Genomic DNA, 22,512 nt, shown 5'->3' with positions numbered 1-22,512 from the left:
CAGCAGATGACAATCTGATGACACCAGGCCTTTTAGCGTTAAATGTTTATGCGCTTTAGAAGCTTAAACTTAACGTCAGGCTACTACTGCGACCAGCACCCAGCAGATAAGCGCCTTCCTGACCACCAGTAATATAGGCTTTGTTGGTCAGGTTATTCAGCACCAGATTAATCTCCAGTGCACTGAAGTTACTGTTACTGCTTAGTGGGACATGGTAACCAAAGTTGGCATTAATAATAGTGTGTGCAGGAATACTGTCGCGATTCCACAGTGAGCCACTGGCAGCGTCCAGACGCTTGGCCGCGCCAAAATAGCTGCCGGTGTACTTGGCACTGAGCCCTGCCCGGTAATTATCCAGCTGGTAATTCAAACTGGTACTGAGCATGGTTTCAGGGATAGCCGCCACCTTATCGCCTTTGCGATAGCCATTAATGTTTTCGGTATATTCTGAATTATTCAGGGTTAAGGCAGAACGCCAGGATAAGCCGGCTGCCAGACGCCAGTCGATAGTGGCTTCCATACCATTAGAGTTAACCCCACCAATGTTAATAAAGGTGCCATCCAGCTCGGTCAGATAGTCCGGCGCGCCGTCCAGCTCCTGATAGGTCAGCAGGGTAATGCGGTTATTAAACTTAATCTGGTACAAGGTCAGGGCGGCACTTATGCTGTTACCAAAATAACGCAGACCCAGCTCAATATTGTCGGCAGTTTCTGGCTTTAACTCAGAAAAGTTCTGACCAACAGTGTTCAGAATAGTATCAGGGATGGCTTTAAAGTTTTTCGAGTAACCACTGAATACCTCTAAACTGGGATTCAGGGTATAAATAAGGCCAACACTGGGCAGCAGCGATGAGGTGTTGGACACTTTGCCGTTATTGGCTGGCTGAAACAGGTCCGTGCGGCGGGTTTCAATACGGTACTGTTGCAGCCCCAGTGTCAGGTTAACATCCCCCAGTTGCAGCTGATCCTGCAAATAATATTTCAGCACCTTATTGTCATAATCATCATTAAATTGTACCCAGTAGGCTTGCTCATCAAAATAATGATAAATTTGTGGGTCCAGCACAGCGTGCCAGTCACGCGTTTGATTACGTTGCTGAGATTCCAGCCAGACACCGGTGCGTAGGCGGTGCTCACCCAGTTCCCAGCTGAGGTTGGCCGTCGCGCCATAACGGGTTTTATCGTAGTGAGTATGACGATAAGACGATACCCGTTTACTGCCGTCTTGCTGATTATTGCCATCCAGGATCGGTTGGCCATTGGCATCAACATGGGTGTAGGTAATACGATTACTGCCATTGCCCTGGTTAATGCGATTACCGGCAACATCAGTGGCAAACACCTGATAAGGCGGCAACCAGTCACCGCGGCCATTTTGAAGATGCAGGTATGGCGTGATCGTCAGATCCAGCGTATCGGTTAGAAACCACTCGGTTTTCACATAAAGCAAGCTGTTTTCACGCAGGGTAGACCAGGCTTCGGCAAAGTTTTGGTCAATATCCGGATCACCGGTCCAGGCATTGGTCAGGCCATCCCAGCGCGGGTTTTGCTTAAACTGTGCAAGCGAGCGGTAATCGTAGTTGTCTTCATGCGCATCATCGTAAGAAAAACGTGTGGTGATGCGGCCTTTGTCTAATTCGGTCACTGATTTAAATTCAACATGAAAGCGATCAGCATGGCCATTACTGCCGGTGCCAATCCAGCGATTATTAAAACTGTCTGACACGCTTAAATACGCGCTGGTGTGACCAAACAGCTCACCGCTGTCGACACGGGCAAAATAACGGCGGGCGTTGTAGCTGCCTGAGGTATAGGCAAAGCGGGCTGTACTGTCCATATGGGGGTCGGCAGAGACAAAATTAATGGTTCCGCCCAACGCATCCAGTGAGGCTGAAGCAATATCAGCGCTGCCCTGGCCCACTTCGATAAAGCGGGTGTTTTCTACATCCAGATAACGGTTGGCTTTACTGCCACCGGCATAGGCAGAGCCACCATTAGGAATACCATCTATGGTAATACCCAGTTGCTGATCGGCGCGATCGATGACAAAGCCACGCATACTGATGGTAGTGGTATAGTCATCACTGCCAAATGCATCCCCCTGGCCAACATTGATGCCTGGCAGGTTATCAATTAAATTCATTACATTGCCAATTGGCGCCATCGCCTGTTTCATCTGGTCATCGGTACTGTTGTTGGCATAGCTAACGCGTTTACCCAGCACAGATACCACTTCTACATCTTGCTCCTGCAGGCTGGTGTTTTTATCAGATTCTGTCGCGGCAGCAGAGAGTAGCGGGGTAGTTAGCGCCATCATTAATGCCAGGCTGAGGCGGTTAAATGCAAACTGAGACACGGTAATTCTCCATTATTATTATCGGGATCTGGTTGTTATGGTCAGATGAGTTGCTGACGGCAGGGATTGTGCAGGCGTTTTATGACAAAATTATGTTACTTAAATGTATTTAAATATTTATTTGTCGGTGCATGATGTTTTTTTAGGATTGTATTGTTTAACGGAATGAAACAATTTGTGGGATTGCTGGTAACTATGTCATCTAACTGACATAGTATTGCGTTAGGCTGCTGTGCTCAGTATGTCGGAGATTATTTGATGCAAATGACGCATGCTTTGTTGCAGTTGTACCGGCAGTGGTTAAAACCGAGCGGGCTGTTATCACTGGGTTTACTGTTATCTCTGGGCTTGCTGATGTCAACCAGCCTGCTCAGCCAGGCCGCAGAGCGGCCTTTAGCCGAGCTGGGCCCCAGGCCATTTTATTTAGTGGACAGCCTGCCAGACAGTGAGCTTAAGCAGCAATTACGCCAATGCCAGGGGCCTTTTGTGGCCAGCGATTTTTCTATTGGTCATCGTGGCGCCCCTATGATGTTCCCCGAGCATACTGCCGCATCATACCGGGCCGCGGCGGCGATGGGCGCTGGCATTATTGAATGTGATGTTACCTTTACCCGCGATAAGCAGCTGGTTTGCCGCCATGCGCAATGTGACTTACACCAAACTACCGATATATTACTCAGGCCAGAATTAGCCGCCCGTTGTCGCCAGCCTTTTACGCCGGCAGATCCGCAAAGCGGGCGCCCGGCACAGGCTGAGTGTTGTACCAGTGATATTGATTTAACTGAATTTTTGTCGCTTTGCGGCAAAATGGATGGCATTAATCTGCAAGCCCGCACGGTAGCGGAATATCTTCAGGGGACGCCGGACTGGCGCACGGAACTTTACAGTGCGCAATGTCCGGCTGTGCTCTCTCATCAGCAAAGCATTACTTTACTGCAGCAATTAGATCGAAAAATGACACCGGAGCTAAAAGGCGCCGAAGTACCGATGCCTTTTAATGGCCGTTATACGCAGCAACAATATGCGCAGCAATTAGTTGATGAATATAAAGCAGCCGGTGTTGCACCCAGTCAGGTGTATCTGCAATCTTTTGATTATCAGGATATTCTTTACTGGCTTGCTGCCGAGCCTGAATTTGCTAAACAGGCGGTCTGGCTGGATGGCCGTTATGAAACAGAGGGTTTTGACCCTTTGCAGCCGGCCAGCTGGCACCCCTCAATGACAGCGTTAAAAGCTGCCGGCCTGAATATTATAGCGCCGCCACTTTGGGTGCTGGTGACCACAGAGCAAGGCAAGATAGTGCCATCACCCTATGCTAAGGCTGCCAGAGTCGCCGGGCTTGATATCATCAGTTGGACATTAGAGCGCTCAGGCCGGCTCAGCGAGGGCGGTGGTTGGTATTACCAATCTATCTCTGAGCTCACGGCCCATGAAGGCGTAGCACTGCAATTGTTAGATGTGCTGGCCAGAGACATTGGCGTGATCGGCGTATTCTCTGACTGGCCTGCCACTACTACCTTTTACGCCAATTGCCTGTTAGCGCCCAGTACTAGAGCGTCAGTTGATAAAAATCCGCAATAATTTGCCAGGCTTGCTCGGGGCTGTCGGCGTACTGGATAAGGTCGATATCCTGTGGGCTGATTAACCCTTCCTCGACCAGCATGTCAAAATTGACTAAACGCTGCCAAAAAGCTTTGTCATATAAAATCACCGGCACCTGCCCGGCTTTTTGGGTTTGAATTAAGGTCAGGGTTTCAAATAATTCATCCAGGGTGCCAAAACCGCCGGGAAAGGCCACCAGAGCACGGGCGCGTTGTAAAAAGTGCATTTTACGAATGGCAAAATAGTGAAACTGAAAACAAAATTGCGGTGTGATGTAGGGGTTAGGGTGTTGCTCTTTGGGCAGCACGATATTTAACCCTATACTCTGGCCACCTGCGGCCATAGCCCCTCTGTTGGCCGCTTCCATAATACCGGGGCCACCACCACTGATAATCATTAGTGCATTATCCTGATGCTGTTGGCTGTGTGTCGTCACCAGCTCGGCAAAACGCTGCGCCGCCGCATAATAGCCACTGCTGCGCACCTGCCGTACTGCCAGCAATTTGGCTTGTTGCATATTGGCATCATCCGGGTTGGCGGCTAAGGCAGTCTCAGCCTGTTGCAAAGCCAGTGTGGCCTGCTCGGGTGACCAGAAACGGGCACTGCCAAATACCACTATGGTGGCTTCCACTTGATGTTGTTCCAGCACCAGTTGTGGTTTCAGATATTCCAGTTGCAAGCGCACATGACGTAATTCGTCTTGCATTAAAAACGCATGATCGGCGAAGGCTAACTTATAAGACTCATGATCTTGCAGCTGATTAATGGCATTCAGCGATTCCTGTGCTGTTGTAAAATGGCGTTTATATAAGTTTTTTTCTGACATTAGCCAAGCTCCTGTTGCCTGCCACCGTATCGGTATTGTTTGATCTAGACTAATATTAACAGGCACAAGTTACGATATAAATGCTCAAATTATACAAGGAATTACAATGTGGACTGATGCGCTGATGGCCTTTGGGGCTCTCGGCTTAATTTTACTGGGCATGGACTGGATGAGCCGTGGTTTAAAAACCGCTGCCGGACCAAGCTTAATGCAGTTTTTACAACGCTGGACCGGTAAACCCATTCAGGGTGTGCTGTTTGGTGGTATAGCAACAGTAGCGGTGCAATCGTCCAGCGCTATTACCGTGACGACGATTGGCTTTATCAATGCCGGTATTTTATCGCTGCAAAATGCCGCCTATGTTATTTATGGCAGTAATGTCGGTACCTCGGTCACTGGCTGGTTTATTGCGTTAGTTGGCCTGCAATTTAAAATTGATGCGTTAGCGCTGCCGATTGTTGGTGTTGGTGCTGTGCTGCAGTTATTTAGTAAGTCGGTAAGGCGCAGAGGCATCGGCGAGGGCATGATTGGCTTTGGCATGCTGTTTTTGGGGCTGAGCTTTTTAAAGCAAAGCTTTGATGCTGCCTTTATTGATATTGAGTTTGAAACCTTAAGTCAGTTGGGTATCTGGGGGATTTTACTGGGTGTGTTGCTGGGTACTTTGCTCAGTACCCTGATGCAAGCCTCCATTGCGGTGATAGCGCTGGTGATTACCGCCGTATCAGCCGGGGTATTGCCCTTAGCTTTAGGGGCAGCCTTTGTTATTGGCGCTAACCTCGGTACTACCTCTACGGCATTAATGTCCACACTGGCGGCCACCGCGAAAGCTAAACGGCTGGCGATGCTGCATGTAATTTTTAACGTACTTACCGGTCTGGTGGCGTTAATCATACTCAACCCTTTGCTGTGGTTGATATCGTGGCTGCAACATGCGTTGTTTGCCGATCCTTCTGCTGCGGTAAGTCTGGCGCTGTTCCATACGCTGTTTAATGTGCTGGGCGTACTGTTAATGTGGCCTATTACCGGGCGCTTAGTGTTATATCTGAATAGCCGCTTTCGCCGGCAATCTATTGATCAACTGCGCAGCCTGGATGCCTCCAGTCTGGCGATACCAGCCCTGGCCATTAAAACCCTGAGTATGGAAACCTTGCGGGTAGGGCAGTTGATTGCCAGTCAGGCGTTGGCGCTGAGTAAAGGTAAAGGTACCGACACTGATACGCTGGATGCTATCCGCCAGCTGCAAACGGAGCTTAGCCACTATATGCTGCAACTGGGTAAACAACAGCTGGCGGAGCAGGAAGCTCAGGCGCTCAGTGAGCTGGTAAAAAATCAGTTACGACTGGAATTGACGCTGCAATTATTTCCGGCCTTACACCGGCATCTGGCTGCGGATATTGATGGCTTATTGCTGGAGCAGCCGTTATGGCAGCAACTGATTGCCGCACATTGGCCACAAGATGCGCCGGCCGTGCGCAGTTGTTACCGCGAGCTGATGCGTGAGCGGCAGCAACTGAAAAAGCAGTTGTACATGCTGGTGCTCAGCGAGCGTCTTAGTAATGACAAGGGCGGCGATCAGCTATTACGCTTTGCTGAGCTGCGTCGCTTTAATCAGCAGTTAACCCGGGCCATGCTGGCGCTGGGAAACTTACAAAATCAGTACCAGCCGCATGATACTGCAGCAGAGCACGTTGTTGACAAATCAGCAGACAATCTTGCAGAGAGTAAAAGCCAAGACACACCAAAGGAGCACGCGGATGCCAGTTAATGCCAGTTTACGTTTTATCGGGGCTGCCGGTCAGGTTACCGGCTCTTGTTACCTTATTAAGCATAATAACCAGCAGATTTTGCTGGACTGCGGTATGACGCAGGGCGCGGATCAGGTGCGGGAGTGGCATAAGTTTAAGTTTGCCTTTAAACCGAAAGACATTGATCTGGTGATTTTATCGCATGCGCATATTGATCACAGCGGCTTACTGCCGTTGCTGGTATCTAAGGGTTTTAACGGCAAAATTATTTGTACTGCCGGTACCGCTGAATTATTAACAGTGTTACTAAAAGACTCAGTAGGCTTGTATTTAAAAGATTTGGAGTGGCAAAACAGAAAAGCTGCGCGCAGTGATAAAAAGCAGCAAGAGCCGGTAATGACGCTGGCTGATGCTGAGCGGGTCAGCCAGTTGGTGCAGCCGTTAGCTTATCGCAAAAGGATGGTGCCGCTACCGGGTTTAGAGCTGGAATTTGCCGATGCCGGCCATATTCTGGGCTCAGCCATAGTGCAGTTATGGCTAAAAGGCCGTCAGGCCATGCGTAAGCTGGTGTTTTCCGGCGATTTGGGTAATCCGGCCACAGTGTTAATGCACGATCCGACTGATATTGGTCAGGCCGATATAGTGTTGATGGAAAGCACTTACGGCGATCGTAATCATCAGGCGCTGGACAGCACTATAGAGGAATTTGCCACAGCCCTGTCGCAAGCCTACGATCAGGGCGGCAATGTGTTTATTCCGGCCTTTGCGCTGGGGCGCTCGCAGGAAATCCTGTACTACCTGGCGTTGCTATATCATCAGGGCCGTTTAAAACAGCAGGCTATTTTCCTGGATAGCCCTATGGCCATTAGTATTACCCAAATTTACAACGACTATCTGCATTCGCTGGATAAAGCTGATTTAGCCAGAATTGGTGCCGGGCCAGGCCGCAATCTGGAGCAGTTGTTGCCAATGCTGAAGTTAACCGAAAAAGTAGAAGATTCGATGGCCATTAACCGGGTCACCAAAGGTGCCATCATTATTGCCGGCAGCGGTATGTGTAATGGAGGCCGTATAGTGCACCATTTAAAACATAATTTATGGAAAAACACTAACCATCTGATTTTTGTTGGCTTTCAGGCAAAAGGTACCCTGGGGCGGCGGTTGGTCGATGGTGAGCGGCGGGTGAAGTTATTTGGCCAGGACATCGTCGTCAAAGCGCAGGTGCATACCATTGGCGGTTTTTCAGCCCATGCCGGTCAGTCGGAGTTATTGGCCTGGGCCGGTGCTATTGGTGGCCAGCCAGAATTTTATCTTATTCATGGCGAGCCACAGGCGCAGCAAACTTTACAACAAGAGTTAGCCAAGCAAGGGATCCACGCCAGGATCCCCGCTATCGGTGACATTATAGAGTTATAAAGCGAATGCCTGGCGCTATTGTGTTGTAAAAGCTTAGTGCAATACCCTGGCCCTTAAGGTGCCGGGGATAGCTTTTAACTCGTTGAGTGCCAGTTCGTGATCGGCAGAATCGATGTCGATCACCACATAACCAATTTCCTGAACGGTTTGTAAGTACTGACCAGAAATATTGATATTGTGCTTGGCAAAAGCTTCGTTAATTTTGGTCAGCATACCCGGTTGGTTTTTATGGATATGCAGTAAGCGGGAGCGGCCTTTATGCTCTGGCAGCGACACTTCAGGGAAGTTAACCGCAGACAGCGTTGAGCCGTTATCACTGTATTTCACCATTTTACCGGCCACTTCAAAGCCAATATTTTCCTGGGCTTCTTGCGTAGAGCCGCCAATGTGCGGCGTTAAAATGACATTATCAAAGGCGCGCAGTGGCGAGATAAACTCTTCGTTATTGCCTTTGGGCTCCACCGGGAACACGTCGATAGCCGCGCCGGCCAGTTTTTGCTGTTGCAGTACCTGAGTCAGGGCGTCAATATCTACTACAGTGCCGCGTGAGGCGTTAATTAAAATGGCGCCTTGCTTCATCAGCGCCAGCTCGGCTTCGCCAATCATGTTCTTGGTTTGAGCGGTTTCCGGCACATGCAGGCTAATTACATCAGAGGTTTTTAACAGCTGACTTAATTCAACCTGGGTGGCGTTACCCAGTACCAGTTTGCTTTCAATATCGTAAAACTGCACGCGCATGCCAATGTTCTCGGCCATAATGCCCAGCTGGGTGCCGATATGGCCATAACCAATAATGCCAAGGGTTTTGCCACGGGCTTCATAAGAATTATCAGCCGTTTTTAGCCACTCACCACGGTGTGCGGCGGCATTGCGCTGCGGAATACCGCGCAACAGCATAATAATTTGCCCCAGCACTAACTCGGCCACCGAGCGGGTATTAGAAAAAGGGGCATTAAATACCGGAATACCCCGTAGCCTGGCTGCGTCTAAATCGACCTGATTGGTACCAATGCAAAAACAACCGATGGCAACCAATTTTGTGGCGGCATCCAGCACGGCTTCTGTCAGTTGGCTGCGTGAACGGATACCGACAAAGTGCGCGTCTTTCATCCGCTCAATCAGTTCGTCCTCTGGCAGCGAGGTTTTTAAGTACTCGATATTGCTGTAACCCTGATCTTTAAAGGTTTGTACGGCACTGTGGTGCAGGCCTTCCAGTAAAAGGATTTTTATTTTATCTTTTGGCAGTGAAAATTTTTCCATGTCACTTCTCTTTGCTTTAATTTAAAAAATGGATACATCAGGCACTGTTAGCTATTGAATTATTTTGGTGCCTGTAGCACTGCCCACCAGCACGATATCGGCGGCACGCTGGGCAAAAATGCCGTTGGTGACCACGCCAACAATGTTGTTTAGTTGCTGTTCAAACTGCAATGGCTCGGTAATGCTCAGGCCATGCACATCAATGATCTGATTACCATTATCGGTAATAACGCCCTGACGCAGCACCGGTGTGCCACCGAGCTTGGCCAGTTCTCGGCTGACATAAGCGGCCGCCATCGGGATCACTTCAACCGGCAGCGGAAACTGCCCCAGCACCTCAACTTGCTTGCTGCTATCGACAATACAAATAAAGCGCTTAGCTACCGCTGCGACAATTTTTTCACGGGTAAGGGCGGCGCCACCGCCTTTTATCATGTGGCGTTGCGGGTTTATTTCATCGGCGCCATCAATGTACACGGCAAACTCGCTAACATCATTTAACTCCAGCACAGGAATACCCAAAGCGCGCAGCTTGTCGGTGGATTGTACAGAGCTGGATACGGTGCCACTGATTTGATGTTTAATGCTGGCCAGCGCTTCAATAAAATGATTCACCGTTGAGCCGGTGCCAACACCTACTATGCTATTGGCCGGGACAAATTCGAGCGCCGCCCAGGCAGCTTTGCGTTTCATTTCATCTTGAGTCATCAGTGAGTCCGTTTTCATTTAGCCATACAGATGGATATTATATCGAAAGCCGGCCGGGACAACAGCAGAAAAATCAGTTTAGTGATGAAAGTTGCTTAAAGGGCAAATAGCGGCTGGGCGTGATCACGGCTTGCAGCGGCTGATCCCAGCTTTGCACCGGTATGTGCGCAACCTGCTGACAATCATGCGCCAGACCCATTAACTGGCAGTGATGGTCTTTGGGCAGTTGCGCCAGGGTGCGATCGTAAAAGCCGCCACCCATCCCTAGGCGGTTACCGTGGTGGTCAAAGGCCACCAGCGGTGTAAAAATCACCTGCAGTTGATTCAACGGCGCCAGTTGTGAAGGATTTAATGCCGGCTCGCCAATACCAAAGCGATTTGGCAGCAGCTTTGTTCCGGCGTGGTAGGGCATAAAGACTAACTGGCCGGGATGGTCTGGGTCTAACAGCGGCAAGTAGACGCGCTTGCCCGCTTGCCAGAGCGCCTGAATCAGCGGGGCTGTGCTGAGCTCACCGTCATTGGCTAAATAAAGCGCAAAATGTTGTTGTTGCATTAACTGCGGCATGGCGATGCACTGTTGCATTAATTGCTCAGCCGCCTGGGCTTGTTGCTGTGGGCTTAATTGCTGGCGACGTTGCCGGATAACAGCGCGAAGCTGTTGGCGATCAGACATAGCGGTTATTATTGTCATCTACAAAGCCATAAAAATGAGGAATTCTCCGGGCTGCCGTAAACTATTTAAGCCCTTGAACCCAAGGTTCAAGGCGGAAGACCAATGGTCACCGTAGGCTTCCCGGTACAAGCCGGGCCTGCACAAAAGCAACGCAGAAGAATTCCTAGGTAAAACAATTATCGGCTCAGGGACGTCAACAGCTATACAAACAGTCCAGAGAACAACACTGAGTATAACAGCTGCTATCGGGCATTATCAGCTATTTTATAAAATTGTTGGCTGATTGCTGTAGTTTTAAGCTTACGGCATTGGCTGCCGGCTTGGCGTATTAGCTGCTGTGGTGGTAGCATAGCCTTATAGATTGATTAGCCGACGGGGACCTCATGCCTGCTCAATTTGCACTGTCTTATGATCGCTGGAGTGCCAGTCTGGATGACGCCTTTGTTATGGCCACCGCCGCTGAGTTACATGGCTTGATTAGTGGTTTACTCAGTGCTGGCTTAACACCAAACGCCAAAAACCTGCTACCGGTATTGTACGACTTTTTAAATGATGGTCAGGCCGTGCCTGCTGCACTAAAGACTGATATTCAGCAACTGATTGACAGCACCGCTGCCAGCCTGGCGCAGGGCGATTACAGCTTTAATTTACTGCTACCCAGTGATGATGACAGTTTAGCCGAGCGGGTGGAAGCCATGGTGGAATGGGCGCAGGCGTTTTTAGTGGGTTTTGCTGTACAACAAACCGACTTGTCGCTGGTGAGCGCTGATGTGCGCGAAGCCATTGAGCAGCTTACCGAAGTGACCAAAGTTGATATTCACACGTCAGGTGATGCCAGTGCCGCCGAAAATGAAGAAGCCTACTTTATGGTGTTAGAGCATATCCGTATGATGGTGTTTTGCTGTTACAACGAAGTAGGGCAAAAATTTCCAGAGCCGGTGGCCCCGAATAAAACCCTGCATTAAGCGGACTTAATATGAATAACATGGTATGAGCAACAGTGCCTTTTACGCCGGTATGACATTATCGGCAGATACCTTTAGCCAGCGGCGCAGCCGTTTATTGGCGTTAATGACCCCGGACTCGGTAGCGCTGTTGCCTGGTGCCACGGAAAAATGCCGCAGCCGCGATACCCATTACCCCTTTCGTCAGCACAGCGACTTTTTTTACTTTACCGGCTTTAACGAAGCCGAAGCCTTGCTGCTGTTAATTAAAGAAACTGATGGCGCTGAGCACAGCCTGCTGCTGTGTCAGGAAAAAGATCCGCTGGCCGAAGTATGGCATGGTCGTCGTGCCGGGCCTGAGCAAGCCGCTGCAGAGCTGGGCTTAGCGGCAGCGCCGGTATCAAGCCTGCTATTACAACTGGAGCAGGCGCTGCAAGGCAAACATACCTTATACCTGAACCTGGGTGAATTTACTGAGTTAGAGCAGCAGTTACACCTGCTGTGCGCCAAGCTGCGCCAAGCAGAAAAACGTGGTCAGTCGGCGCCGGGCAACTGGCAGGATTTACGGCCGTTCACGGCCTCGCTCCGGTTGATAAAAAGCGCCGAAGAAATCGCCATCATGCAACAGGCGGCAGATATCAGTGTGGCAGCGCACCACAGAGCCATGCGTTTTAGCCGGCCCGGGCGTTATGAGTATCAGTTAGAAGCCGAAATTCTGCATGAATTTGCCATGCAGGGCGCACGCCATGCTGCCTATAACAGCATTGTTGGCAGCGGTGACAATGGCTGTATTTTGCATTACACCGCTAACAGCAGTGAGCTGGTTGCTGGCCAGCTGGTACTGATTGATGCCGGCTGTGAGTATCAGGGTTATGCGGCTGATATCAGCCGTACCTTTGCTGTAAATGGCCGCTTTAGCGCAGAGCAGGCCGCATTGTATCAGCTGGTGCTGGATACCCAGTTAGCCTGTATCGCTGCGGTAAAACCGGGTTGCAGCTTTGCGTTGTTAAATCAGCTGGCCGAGCAAAAACTGACGGAAGGCTTAGTGGCCTTAGGTATTTTGCAAGGCGAGCTGGATGAGCTTATCAGCAGCAAAGCCTGTAAGCAGTATTTTATTCATGGCATAGGCCATTGGCTGGGCTTAGACGTACATGATGTCGGCGCTTATAAAGTTGCTGGTGAGGATATCGCTTTTGCCCAAGGCATGGTACTAACCATAGAGCCTGGCCTTTATATCCCCGCGGGCAGCCCCTGTGCTGAGCAATGGTGGGATTTGGCCGTGCGCATTGAAGATAATATCCTGGTCACCGACACGGCGCAGCGTAATTTAACGGCAGGTGCGGTCAAAACCTTGCAGGATATAACGGAATTGATGAAGGATAACGGGTGACAGTTTTTAGTGAAGTAACACACTAATGAAGCAGCAGCACTTTGATCTGATCATCGCCGGTGGCGGCATGGCCGGGGCTATGTTGGCCTATGCGCTGCGCCAGCAATGCCCGGCTTTGCAACTGGCCATTATTGAGCAACAAAGGGCGGATACGCCGGCGGCCAGCTTTGACAGTCGAAGCATAGCGCTGGCCGCATCCAGTGTTGAGCAATTAGCCGCCTGGGGCTTGTGGCCGGCCTTAGCCAGCCATGCCTGTGCCATTAAGCATATTGAAGTGTCAGATAAAGGCCATTTTGGTAAAACCTATTTATCGGCAGACGAATACCGTAAGCCTGCGCTGGGTCAGGTGCTGGAAGTTGAACATCTGGGCAGCGTATTGCAACAGGCGCTGACTAAAGATACAGCCGTGAGGTTTTTTCAACCTAATGCCATAGCGCAACTGCAACCCGAGCTGAAGCAACAGCAGCTGCTGTTGGCAGATGGCCAGCAATTAAGCGCTAAACTGTTAGTGATTGCCGAAGGCGGCCAGTCGCCCAGCCGGCAATTGGCCGGTTTTACCATTGAGCAACAGCCCTATCAGCAAACGGCTATTATCAGCAATCTGGCGCTGGCCACAGCGCATCAGCACAAAGCCTTTGAGCGCTTTACCGCCGATGGCCCCATTGCCTTACTGCCGTTAACGGGCCAGCGCTATTCGCTGGTGTGGACAGTACAGCAACATCAGGCTGCAGAGCTGCTGAGCTTGTCTGATAGCGATTTTTTAGCGCGCTTACTGCAGCAGTTTGGTTACAGCGCCGGGATATTTACCCGGCTGGGGCAGCGTGTCGCCTATCCCTTGCAGCTGCGCAAAGCCAGTGAGGTGGTGCGTCATCGTTCGGCGCTACTAGGTAACAGCTTGCATAATTTGCATCCCATTGCCGGGCAGGGCTTTAATCTGGCGCTGCGCGATATCAGCTGTTTGGTGCAGCTGCTACAACACAGCACGGATGCCGGCGCCTATCCCTTGCTACGCCAGTATCAGCAACAGCGGCAACAGGACATGCAAAGGGTCATATGGTTTACTGATGCGCTGGTGCGCAGTTTCTCTAATCAGTCGCGCTTAGTGGCGCTGGCGCGAAATCTGGGGTTAACGGCGATGTTGCTGTGTGATGATTTAAAACGCCCTCTGGCCACGCAGGCCATGGGCTATGGAAGCGCTTATGCAAAGGTATGATGTCACCATAGTGGGTGGCGGCAGTGCGGGCCTGACATTAGCATTACTGCTGGCACCCTTAGGCCTGAAGGTGGCCTTGCTGGAAAAAGGCCCGATGCCGCAACCAGCTGCGCCACAGTTTGCCAGAGTCAGTGCGCTTAATCCGGCCTCGATGCGGGTGTTATCAACGGTGGGCGCCTGGTCAGGCATTGCGAAAAGTGCCCAGCCCTACACCGCTATGCGGGTGTGGGAGGCTGACAGTTTTGCCAATATCGACTTTAGCGATGCTGCCGGCCAGCCGCTTGGCTGGATTTGCGATAACGAACAAATTCGCCAGCAGCTGTACCTGCAAATACAGCAACAGGCCAATATTGAGTGCTTGTTTGACTGTGACATCAGCAAGCTGGAACAAACTGAACGCGAAGTGCTGGTGCAAACCGCCTCTGGCCAGCTGTTATTAAGCCAGCTGCTGGTCGGCGCTGACGGCGTGAATTCTTTTGTGCGCCAGCAGCAACAACTGGCGCTGACGCACTGGGATTACGATCAGCAGGCGATAGTGGCCATCATTAACACCCAGCTGCCGCATCAGCAGGTGGCTCGCCAGGTATTTTTAGCCAGCGGCCCGCTGGCCTTGTTGCCGCTGCCCGGGCAACAGCAATGCTCTATTGTCTGGAGTGCCGAAAATGCGGTTGCCACTGAGTTAATGGCGCTGTCTGATACCGAATTTAATCAGGCGTTGACCGCCGCCAGCCAATCGGTATTAGGCTGCTTAAGCCTGAACTCCGCGCGCCAGCGCTTTGGCCTTAAAATGCGTTATGCCAGCCAGTGGCTGCGCGGCAGGGTGCTGTTAGTGGCCGATGCCGCGCACAGTATTCATCCGTTGGCCGGTCAGGGCATGAACCTGGGGCTGATGGATGTGGCGGCGCTGGCGCAAATACTGGCAGCACAGCAACAAGCCGGCAAACCACTGGCCGAACACCGCGCCTTACGCCATTACGAGCGCTGGCGCAAAGCCGAGGCGCAAACGCTGATCGCCGCCATGGAAGCCTTCAAGCGGGGTTTCAGTAATGATCAACATGCATTAAAGCTGGTAAGAGGTCTTGGCATGAGTGTATTGAATAAATTGCCTGGCGTTAAACAGCAGATCATCGCTGCAGCCCTTGGTAATAGCGGTGACTTGCCGGATATTGCCCGGCCTTAGTCGGTTTTTTTGGCTAAAGTTTCGCCTTAGTTTTTTTAGTAAGCGCAGTTGATTCATTACAAAAAGTAATCCAAAAGGGGCTGTTTGCCGGCGGCCCCTTGCGTTATAATCGAAGCGCATTTTTATCCGCAAGCACAGCATATTTGCTCATTTCACCGCTTGTGGCTCACCTAACAGTAGGAAACATAATGGCTCAACATACCGCGTTACATGCCAGCCACTTAGCCGCTGGTGCCAAGATGGTAGATTTCTTCGGCTGGGACATGCCAATTAACTACGGCTCTCAAATTGAAGAGCACCATGCGGTGCGTCAGGACGCCGGTATGTTTGATGTATCGCATATGACCATAGTGGATATCACTGGTCAGCGTAGCCGTGAATTCCTGCGCTTTTTATTAGCCAATGACGTCGCCAAATTAACGGTGCCGGGTAAGGCCTTGTACAGCGGTATGCTGAACAGTCAGGGCGGCGTTATTGATGATCTTATCGTGTATTTCTTACAGGAAGATTACTTCCGCTTAGTGGTGAACTCGGCCACCCGCGAAAAAGACTTAGCGCATATCACTGCCCAGGCCGCTGCTTTTGAGGTGGTGGTGACTGAGCGCCCGGAATTTGCCATGATAGCGGTGCAGGGCCCCAATGCTAAAGCCAAAGTGGCTACCTTATTAACGGCCGAGCAAAACAGCGCCATTGCCGGAATGAAACCGTTTTTTGGCAAGCAGGCCGGTGATTTATTTATTGCCACCACAGGTTACACCGGTGAAGACGGCTATGAAATTGCCCTGCCTGCCGAGCAAGCCGCCGGTTTCTGGCAACAATTATTACAAGCAGGCGTTAAACCTGCTGGCTTAGGCGCGCGTGATACACTGCGCTTAGAAGCCGGCATGAATTTGTATGGGCAGGACATGGATGAGACGGTATCGCCGTTAGCCGCTAACATGGGCTGGACTATCGCCTGGGAACCGGCTGAGCGTGACTTTATTGGCCGCGCCGCACTGCAACAACAAAAAACCACGGGCACCGATAAACTGGTGGGCCTGGTCATGGAGCAAAAGGGTGTATTACGCCATGGTCAACGGGTGTTGACCGCTGCCGGTGAGGGTGTAATTACCTCTGGTACCTTTTCACCTACCCTGGGCTACAGCATTGCCATGGCACGGGTGCCGGCGGCAACGACCGATAGCGCCGAAGTAGATATTCGTGGCAAAATGGTCAGCGTAAAAGTGGTCAAACCGGCTTTTGTACGCATGGGCAAAAAAGTCATCTAAACTAATAATCTTAATTACGAACTATCACCTAAGAAATAGCGTAAACAGCAGCGAAGGAATACAGAATGAGCTTAATCCCGAATGAATTAAAATACGCCAGCAGCCACGAATGGGCTCGTCATGACGGTGACGGAGTTTACACCGTGGGCATTACTGAACACGCCCAGGGTTTATTGGGTGATATGGTGTTTGTTGAATTACCTGAAGTAGGCGACAGCGTCACTCAGGGTGATGATTGTGCGGTGGCAGAATCGGTGAAAGCCGCCTCTGATATTTATGCCCCTTTATCAGGCGAAATTGTGGCGGTTAATGACGCGCTGTCTGATGCCCCTGAGCAAGTCAACGCCAGCCCATATCAGGATGGTTGGATGTTTAAAATTAAAATCTCTGACGAGGCTGAACTGGCCACGTTATTAGACGCCGAAGGTTACAAAAACGCCATCGACGAAGACTAAACAACAGATCCTCTCAGGCTAAAGCCCCGTACTAAAACGGGGCTTTATGTTACTGAAGCATAAGCAGAACGCTGTATCAACACTAGGACATTCAAGGCATGACCCATACCGCTGTGAAAACCCTGACGCAACTTGCGAAACACGACGAATTTATCCAGCGCCACATAGGCCCTGATGAAGCTGAAACCGCCGCTATGTTACAAGAGCTTGGCGTAGACAGCCTGGAACAACTGATAGCGCAAACCGTACCACAGAGTATTCGGTTACCTAAGCCTCTGGCCATTGGTGACAGCAAAACGGAAGACGAAGCGTTAAGCTACTTAAAAGCCGTGGCGTCGAAAAATAAAATGTATAAATCCTACATTGGTATGGGTTATCACCCTACGCTAACGCCGAATGTCATTTTGCGTAACGTATTAGAAAACCCGGGTTGGTACACGGCCTATACGCCTTACCAGCCAGAAATTGCTCAGGGCCGTTTAGAGTCGTTATTAAACTTCCAGCAATTATCTTTAGATATTACCGGTATGGAACTGGCCAGTGCTTCACTGCTGGACGAAGCCACCGCTGCGGCTGAGGCTATGGCTTTGGCTAAGCGTGTCACTAAGAGCAAATCTAACCTGTATTTTATTGCTGATGATGTGCACCCACAAACTATCGACGTGGTAAAAACCCGCGCCGAAATGTTTGGTTTTGACATCATCGTAGGCAAAGCCAGCGACGCCGGTGAGCACGATGTCTTCGGTGCCTTATTACAGTACCCAACCACCAACGGTGATATCCGTAATGACAGCGAACTGATTGCCGCGCTGCAGGCGAAAAAAGCCATCGTTGCTGTGGCGACCGATCCTATGGCGTTATTGCTGTTAAAAGCACCGGGCGAGCTGGGTGCTGATGTGGTATTAGGCTCCATGCAGCGCTTTGGCGTGCCGATGGCCTATGGTGGCCCACACGCCGCGTTTTTCGCTACCCGCGATGCCTACAAGCGCTCTATGCCAGGCCGCATTATTGGTGTATCTAAAGATCGCCGTGGCAATCAGGCACTGCGGATGGCGATGCAAACCCGCGAGCAGCATATCCGCCGTGAAAAAGCCAACTCGAACATCTGTACTGCCCAGGTATTACTGGCCAATATCGCCTCTTTCTATGCGGTGTACCATGGCCCGCAAGGCTTAAAAGATATCGCCGAGCGTATTCACCGCAGCGCCGATATTTTTGCTGCTGGCTTACAAGCCAAAGGTGTTGCCCTGGTCAATAGCCACTGGTTCGATACCGTGACGTTCAAGGTTGCTGATCGCGCTGCCGTTGTTGCCCGTGCCTTAGCGGCCGGTGTTAACTTGCGCACTGATGTAGCAGACAGCCTGGCGGTAAGCTTTAACGAAGCCACTAAAGCGGCTGATATCGCAGAATTGCTTGATATCGTGTTAGGTGCTGGCCATGCGTTAGACGTTAACACTCTGGATGCACAGATCGTTGCCAATGGCTCAAGCTCTATCCCAGCTGACTTAGCCCGTACTTCTGCGGTATTAAGCCACCCGGTATTTAACCAGTATCACAGCGAAACTGAGATGCTGCGTTATATCAAAAAGCTGGAAAACAAAGATTTAGCGCTGAACCACTCGATGATTTCGTTGGGTTCATGCACCATGAAACTGAACGCCACGGCCGAGATGATCCCGATCACCTGGCCAGAGTTTGGTTCATTACACCCGTTCGTACCACGCGATCAGGCCGAAGGTTACTACGAGATGATCACCCAGCTGGGCGATTGGCTGGTAAATATCACCGGTTACGACAATATCTCTATGCAGCCAAACTCTGGTGCCCAGGGGGAGTACGCGGGTATGGTGGCCATTCGTAAGTACCACGAAAGCCGTGGTGAAGGCCATCGTAATATCTGTTTAATTCCAGTCTCTGCCCACGGTACTAACCCGGCTACCGCGGCCATGACCAGCTATGAAGTGGTACTGGTCGACTGCGATAAGTTAGGCAATATCGATATGGCTGATTTAAAAGCCAAAGCCGCCGAAGTAGGCGATCGTTTAGCCGCTATTATGGTGACGTACCCCTCTACCCACGGCGTATTTGAAGAAACCATCGCTGAGCTGTGCGAAGTAATCCACTCATACGGCGGTCAGGTCTATATGGACGGCGCCAATATGAACGCCCAGGTAGGCTTAACCTCGCCTGGCTTTATCGGCTCTGACGTATCGCACTTAAACCTGCACAAAACCTTCTGTATCCCACACGGCGGTGGCGGCCCGGGCATGGGCCCTATCGGCGTGAAGAGCCATTTAGCGCCGTTTTTACCTAACCACAGTATCGTGAAAATTGACGGTACCGGTGAGAGTAACGGCGCTGTAGCTGCAGCTCCTTTTGGTAGCGCGGGTATTCTGCCTATCAGCTGGATGTACATTGCTATGATGGGCAGCGAAGGTTTAAAACAAGCGACTGAGTTTGCCATTTTAACGGCTAACTATGTGGCGAAAAAATTAAGCCCGCATTTCCCCATCCTGTATGTGGGTACCCACGGCCGCGTTGCGCACGAATGTATTATCGACATTCGCCCGTTAAAAGAAGCCAGCGGTATTACCGAGATGGACATTGCCAAGCGCTTAATGGACTTTGGTTACCACTCACCGACCATGAGCTTCCCGGTTGCCGGCACGCTGATGATTGAGCCAACCGAGTCTGAAAGCAAAGCCGAGCTGGATAAGTTTATAGAGGCGATGAGCACTATCCGTGCGGAAATTGCCAAGGTAGAAGCGGGCGAGTGGACTGTCGACAACAACCCACTGGCCTATGCCCCGCACACCATGCAGGACATTTTCGACCCAGCCTGGGATCGCGCCTACGACAGACAATACGCTGCTTTCCCGGCAGCTTATGTAGCCGAAAACAAGTTCTGGCCAACCGTTACCCGGATTGATGACGTTTACGGCGACCGCAACCTGATGTGTGCTTGCCCAAGCCCTGAGGCTTATCGGTAAGCGGTAAGCTAGTGCTTAAACCTAAAACCCCAGCCTTAGTGCTGGGGTTTTTTATCGCTTAAATTGGCAATTGCGGTGTGTTTTCTATGAGGCAACGCTTTTCAAACGTTTCAAATAAGCATACATTGACTAAAGTAACTGTGGGCAAAAAGGCTATGATGGAAAAGCTAAGCATCAGAATGCCGGAACAATCTCTCTGTTTGATATAACACGAACTAATGTGATTACCGCAGATCCTAATAATCCATTTCAATCAATTCAAACGGGTGAGCAGCAGTCTCGTGGTTTTGAAACAGACTTATTTTATCAACCGACAAATTCAGCTTTAAGTGTTTTAGTTAACTACGCCTATACGAAAGCAGAAATAACGGAAGATAATGCGATCCCCGTCGGCGATCAGCTAAGAGCGATTCCTAAGCATAAAGGCAGATTAGCCTTAAGCTATGAATTAGGTCAGTTATATTCTGGTGCGGTGAATATGGGCTTAGGTGTTACCTTAACATCAAGCAGAGAACTAACCTTACCAAATACTACCACTGCGGCTGGGAGTGCGATATGGGATTTACAATCCAGTTGGAGAAGTAATGATTGGACTTTAGGACTTTCAGTCGTAAATTTAACCGGTCATAAAGGCTATGAACCCTATCAATATTTTGGTGGCCAGTATGTTATTCCTGTTCAACCCAGAAGTATTTACTTTCGATTACGCCGAAGCTTTTAAGCTTTTTAAATGACAATTTCAAACAACGTATTAAAACCTCGCAGCTGTTTAGCGAGGTTTTAAACGACATTTATCATTTATAGAGTTCATAAGATGATAGATTGGTATTTTGATTAAGTTTATTTATTACTTTTTCGTTTTGGCCGAAAGCGTTGCCACAGCAGCATCAAACCCGTTAGGGTAAACAATAGGGCGGCTGCGGCCGTGGCGATTAATAGCGGGTTATTAAAGTTACTACGATCTTTATAATCCATAATATGCAGCATCCAGAAAAAATCGAATAATCGCCAGCCTTGCGTTCTTACTCGCTGGACGAGACCTGTTGCTGGGTCGAGATAAAAGGTCGTGTTGTCGGCGTCGTTAAATTGCACCTGCCAAAGCGGTGCGCTGAGGTTTTTTACTTCCTGCGGTAATTGCGTTAACCATTGAATATGACTAATTTGCCCGTTACCCAGGTATTGCGCGCTGGCAAGGTGATAAATATCCGCTTCTTTCAGCAGGCCAATTTGGTTGCCAGTATTGGCAAGATAGCGATATTGCTGATCGGCCTCGGTAATCACATACACGGGTGCTGCGATAAGCGTATTGTCGGTCACTGTAAGTTGTTGGCTAAAACCTAAGTTGGCCGCTTTACTATGTTTTGATAACACGGTTGCTGGCGCGATAACGGCTTGCTGCCAGCTACTGTTAACACTGTGACGAAGATGCTCTCCTCGAACTTGCTCAATTGGCATAATGGCCATCACTAAGCCACTTAAAAACCAAAATAGAATTTGTATGACGAGGATAAGACCAAGCCAATTGTGCAATTGCCGAGAGAACTTAAGCATTTATTACCTTATGTGACGCTGGAATAAGCGGCTTTCGAATCACTACCTGCGAGGTGTTGCGGTGAGCGGTAGCTGTAGTTCTTTGGTCGTGTTGTCGGCAAAATGTAGCGTAACACTTACCGAATCACCCACGGTTAAAGCAATTTGTGGTTCAAACAGCATTAAATGCAAACCACCAGGTTGAAATACTAAGGTTGCACCTGGATCTAAGCTAATCGCTTCAACTTCAACCATCCGCATCACATCATCTTGTTTTATATGCTGATGCAGCTCAACTCTAGCAAAGGCTGGGCTGCTCGCCTTCACAAGCTCTACAGCTGCGGTAGTGTTATTTACCAAGGTAAAATATCCGGCTGTGACTGAGCGGCCAGGCATAGGAACTCGCACTTCTCCTTGTGTGAGTTGCAGTTCAGTGGCAAATGCTGTGCTAGTCATGAGTATATTCAAGGTTAGTAGGAAAGATAAAGGTAGTAAAAATGATCGCATGATATGGCCTAATTTGTATTAAAAACCAAACAAGAATTTAATGATAAACGGGCATATTAACAAGCCTTTCTGTCACTAGTGCGACATTATGTCGCAGTTGTTGCTGCCCCAAAAGCCTTTGGTCTCACACGGAAGATCTTTCGTCCACCAGCGACTTGCACAATACTGGCCTAACTCGCAGTATAGTGTTTATTGCAAAGTATAAATGCGCTTAAGGAGCCTGCAGTGCGAATGTCTGCTTTATTGTTGTTATTAGTGGCGTTGCCTTTGGCAGCTGAAACCTATTATCCGCCACCAGGGCAGTGGGCAACGGCAAGCCCGGCTTCACTGAATGTGCATGAACAAAAACTGGCCGATGCCGTGGTTTATGCTATTGCCAGTGAAAATCCGGCCTCTAAAGATCAGGCCATTGTGCAGGCAACGACCTTTGGTGCCAAAGAGCCCTATGA

At 50.1% G+C, this 22,512-nt stretch carries 18 protein-coding genes, 1 other RNA gene and 1 pseudogene; 12 read left to right on the top strand and 8 right to left on the bottom strand.

The genetic code is table 11. From position 1 onward, the window contains the following. Positions 1–55 precede the first annotated feature (55 nt). Entirely contained in the window at positions 56–2,356 is a 2,301-nt protein-coding gene (locus V7D78_RS10010; RefSeq protein ID WP_333608308.1) for a TonB-dependent receptor domain-containing protein, read from the bottom strand. Between the two features lie 258 nt (positions 2,357–2,614). Between V7D78_RS10010 and V7D78_RS10005 the strand changes: the two genes are divergently transcribed. After that, positions 2,615–3,937, top strand: coding sequence for a glycerophosphodiester phosphodiesterase family protein (locus V7D78_RS10005; protein WP_333608307.1), 1,323 nt, complete (start codon positions 2,615–2,617; stop codon positions 3,935–3,937). On the opposite strand, the gene V7D78_RS10000 is transcribed toward V7D78_RS10005, so the two are convergent. Then, positions 3,906–4,784: a TIGR00730 family Rossman fold protein gene (locus tag V7D78_RS10000; RefSeq protein WP_333608306.1), complete on the bottom strand. Its 879-nt coding sequence runs from the start codon at positions 4,782–4,784 to the stop codon at positions 3,906–3,908. The genes V7D78_RS10005 and V7D78_RS10000 overlap by 32 nt on opposite strands. 106 nt (positions 4,785–4,890) lie before the next feature. Between V7D78_RS10000 and V7D78_RS09995 the strand changes: the two genes are divergently transcribed. Together V7D78_RS09995 and V7D78_RS09990 are read left to right on the top strand one after the other, a co-directional pair. Then, the gene (locus V7D78_RS09995; RefSeq protein WP_333608305.1) at positions 4,891–6,549 is read left to right on the top strand and encodes a Na/Pi cotransporter family protein; all 1,659 of its coding nucleotides are present in this window, start codon (positions 4,891–4,893) and stop codon (positions 6,547–6,549) included. After that, the gene (locus tag V7D78_RS09990; RefSeq protein WP_333608304.1) at positions 6,539–7,945 is read left to right on the top strand and encodes an MBL fold metallo-hydrolase; all 1,407 of its coding nucleotides are present in this window, start codon (positions 6,539–6,541) and stop codon (positions 7,943–7,945) included. Before V7D78_RS09995 ends, V7D78_RS09990 begins: the two co-directional genes overlap by 11 nt. Positions 7,946–7,978: 33 nt before the next feature. On the opposite strand, the gene serA is transcribed toward V7D78_RS09990, so the two are convergent. From serA to ssrS, 4 genes are all read right to left on the bottom strand, one after another. Beyond that, positions 7,979–9,205 (bottom strand): phosphoglycerate dehydrogenase, encoded by a 1,227-nt coding sequence (gene serA, locus V7D78_RS09985; protein ID WP_333608303.1) that lies wholly within the window; start codon positions 9,203–9,205, stop codon positions 7,979–7,981. 51 nt (positions 9,206–9,256) lie between these two features. After that, positions 9,257–9,913 (bottom strand): ribose-5-phosphate isomerase RpiA, encoded by a 657-nt coding sequence (gene rpiA, locus V7D78_RS09980; protein ID WP_333608302.1) that lies wholly within the window; start codon positions 9,911–9,913, stop codon positions 9,257–9,259. A 73-nt stretch (positions 9,914–9,986) separates the two neighbouring features. Further along, positions 9,987–10,604 (bottom strand): 5-formyltetrahydrofolate cyclo-ligase, encoded by a 618-nt coding sequence (locus tag V7D78_RS09975; RefSeq protein ID WP_333608301.1) that lies wholly within the window; start codon positions 10,602–10,604, stop codon positions 9,987–9,989. A gap of 21 nt (positions 10,605–10,625) precedes the next feature. Continuing rightward, positions 10,626–10,809, bottom strand: a non-coding RNA gene (gene ssrS, locus V7D78_RS09970) — 6S RNA. A gap of 160 nt (positions 10,810–10,969) precedes the next feature. Here ssrS and V7D78_RS09965 point away from each other — a divergent pair. From V7D78_RS09965 to V7D78_RS09930, 8 genes are all read left to right on the top strand, one after another. After that, entirely contained in the window at positions 10,970–11,551 is a 582-nt protein-coding gene (locus V7D78_RS09965; protein WP_333608300.1) for a UPF0149 family protein, read from the top strand. 25 nt (positions 11,552–11,576) lie between these two features. Then, positions 11,577–12,920, top strand: a complete 1,344-nt coding sequence (gene pepP, locus V7D78_RS09960; RefSeq protein ID WP_333608299.1) for a Xaa-Pro aminopeptidase — start codon at positions 11,577–11,579, stop codon at positions 12,918–12,920. 25 nt (positions 12,921–12,945) lie between these two features. After that, complete coding sequence (ubiH, locus tag V7D78_RS09955) at positions 12,946–14,133, top strand: 2-octaprenyl-6-methoxyphenyl hydroxylase (protein ID WP_333608298.1); 1,188 nt, start codon at positions 12,946–12,948, stop codon at positions 14,131–14,133. Beyond that, entirely contained in the window at positions 14,120–15,313 is a 1,194-nt protein-coding gene (locus V7D78_RS09950) for an FAD-dependent monooxygenase (protein WP_333608297.1), read from the top strand. Before ubiH ends, V7D78_RS09950 begins: the two co-directional genes overlap by 14 nt. Positions 15,314–15,501: 188 nt before the next feature. Then, complete coding sequence (gene gcvT / locus V7D78_RS09945; RefSeq protein WP_333608296.1) at positions 15,502–16,581, top strand: glycine cleavage system aminomethyltransferase GcvT; 1,080 nt, start codon at positions 15,502–15,504, stop codon at positions 16,579–16,581. Positions 16,582–16,646: 65 nt separating this feature from the next. Next, positions 16,647–17,036, top strand: a complete 390-nt coding sequence (gene gcvH, locus V7D78_RS09940) for a glycine cleavage system protein GcvH (RefSeq protein ID WP_333608295.1) — start codon at positions 16,647–16,649, stop codon at positions 17,034–17,036. A gap of 98 nt (positions 17,037–17,134) precedes the next feature. Continuing rightward, a complete protein-coding gene (gcvP, locus tag V7D78_RS09935; protein WP_333608294.1) occupies positions 17,135–20,026 on the top strand; it encodes an aminomethyl-transferring glycine dehydrogenase in 2,892 nt (963 codons plus the stop codon). 190 nt (positions 20,027–20,216) lie between these two features. After that, complete coding sequence (locus V7D78_RS09930) at positions 20,217–20,747, top strand: TonB-dependent receptor domain-containing protein (RefSeq protein ID WP_333608316.1); 531 nt, start codon at positions 20,217–20,219, stop codon at positions 20,745–20,747. Positions 20,748–20,866: 119 nt separating this feature from the next. Here V7D78_RS09930 and V7D78_RS09925 read toward each other — a convergent pair whose 3' ends face one another. Further along, on the bottom strand, positions 20,867–21,577 hold the full coding sequence (locus V7D78_RS09925) for a PepSY domain-containing protein (protein ID WP_333608293.1): 711 nt from the start codon (positions 21,575–21,577) through the stop codon (positions 20,867–20,869). A gap of 42 nt (positions 21,578–21,619) precedes the next feature. After that, positions 21,620–22,012 (bottom strand): copper chaperone PCu(A)C, encoded by a 393-nt coding sequence (locus V7D78_RS09920; protein ID WP_333608292.1) that lies wholly within the window; start codon positions 22,010–22,012, stop codon positions 21,620–21,622. Positions 22,013–22,288: 276 nt separating this feature from the next. Between V7D78_RS09920 and V7D78_RS09915 the strand changes: the two are divergent. Further along, positions 22,289–22,512 (top strand): annotated as a pseudogene (locus tag V7D78_RS09915) (serine hydrolase domain-containing protein); the annotation flags it as partial.

It is taken from the genome of Arsukibacterium sp. (assembly GCF_036735525.1).
GTDB lineage: Bacteria > Pseudomonadota > Gammaproteobacteria > Enterobacterales > Alteromonadaceae > Alishewanella.
This window is presented reverse-complemented; position numbering and strand designations above follow the sequence as displayed.

Coding starts and splice junctions, on each gene's coding strand:
- V7D78_RS09990 (WP_333608304.1), top strand. CDS start 6,539: ATGCCAGTTAATGCCAGTTTACGTTTTATCGGGGCTGCCGGTCAGGTT.
- gcvH (WP_333608295.1), top strand. CDS start 16,647: ATGAGCTTAATCCCGAATGAATTAAAATACGCCAGCAGCCACGAATGG.
- V7D78_RS09965 (WP_333608300.1), top strand. CDS start 10,970: ATGCCTGCTCAATTTGCACTGTCTTATGATCGCTGGAGTGCCAGTCTG.
- rpiA (WP_333608302.1), bottom strand. CDS start 9,913: ATGACTCAAGATGAAATGAAACGCAAAGCTGCCTGGGCGGCGCTCGAA.
- pepP (WP_333608299.1), top strand. CDS start 11,577: ATGAGCAACAGTGCCTTTTACGCCGGTATGACATTATCGGCAGATACC.
- V7D78_RS10005 (WP_333608307.1), top strand. CDS start 2,615: ATGCAAATGACGCATGCTTTGTTGCAGTTGTACCGGCAGTGGTTAAAA.
- ubiH (WP_333608298.1), top strand. CDS start 12,946: ATGAAGCAGCAGCACTTTGATCTGATCATCGCCGGTGGCGGCATGGCC.
- V7D78_RS10000 (WP_333608306.1), bottom strand. CDS start 4,784: ATGTCAGAAAAAAACTTATATAAACGCCATTTTACAACAGCACAGGAA.
- V7D78_RS09950 (WP_333608297.1), top strand. CDS start 14,120: ATGCAAAGGTATGATGTCACCATAGTGGGTGGCGGCAGTGCGGGCCTG.
- V7D78_RS09975 (WP_333608301.1), bottom strand. CDS start 10,604: ATGACAATAATAACCGCTATGTCTGATCGCCAACAGCTTCGCGCTGTT.
- gcvT (WP_333608296.1), top strand. CDS start 15,502: ATGGCTCAACATACCGCGTTACATGCCAGCCACTTAGCCGCTGGTGCC.
- gcvP (WP_333608294.1), top strand. CDS start 17,135: ATGACCCATACCGCTGTGAAAACCCTGACGCAACTTGCGAAACACGAC.
- V7D78_RS09995 (WP_333608305.1), top strand. CDS start 4,891: ATGTGGACTGATGCGCTGATGGCCTTTGGGGCTCTCGGCTTAATTTTA.
- serA (WP_333608303.1), bottom strand. CDS start 9,205: ATGGAAAAATTTTCACTGCCAAAAGATAAAATAAAAATCCTTTTACTG.
- V7D78_RS09920 (WP_333608292.1), bottom strand. CDS start 22,012: ATGACTAGCACAGCATTTGCCACTGAACTGCAACTCACACAAGGAGAA.
- V7D78_RS09925 (WP_333608293.1), bottom strand. CDS start 21,577: ATGCTTAAGTTCTCTCGGCAATTGCACAATTGGCTTGGTCTTATCCTC.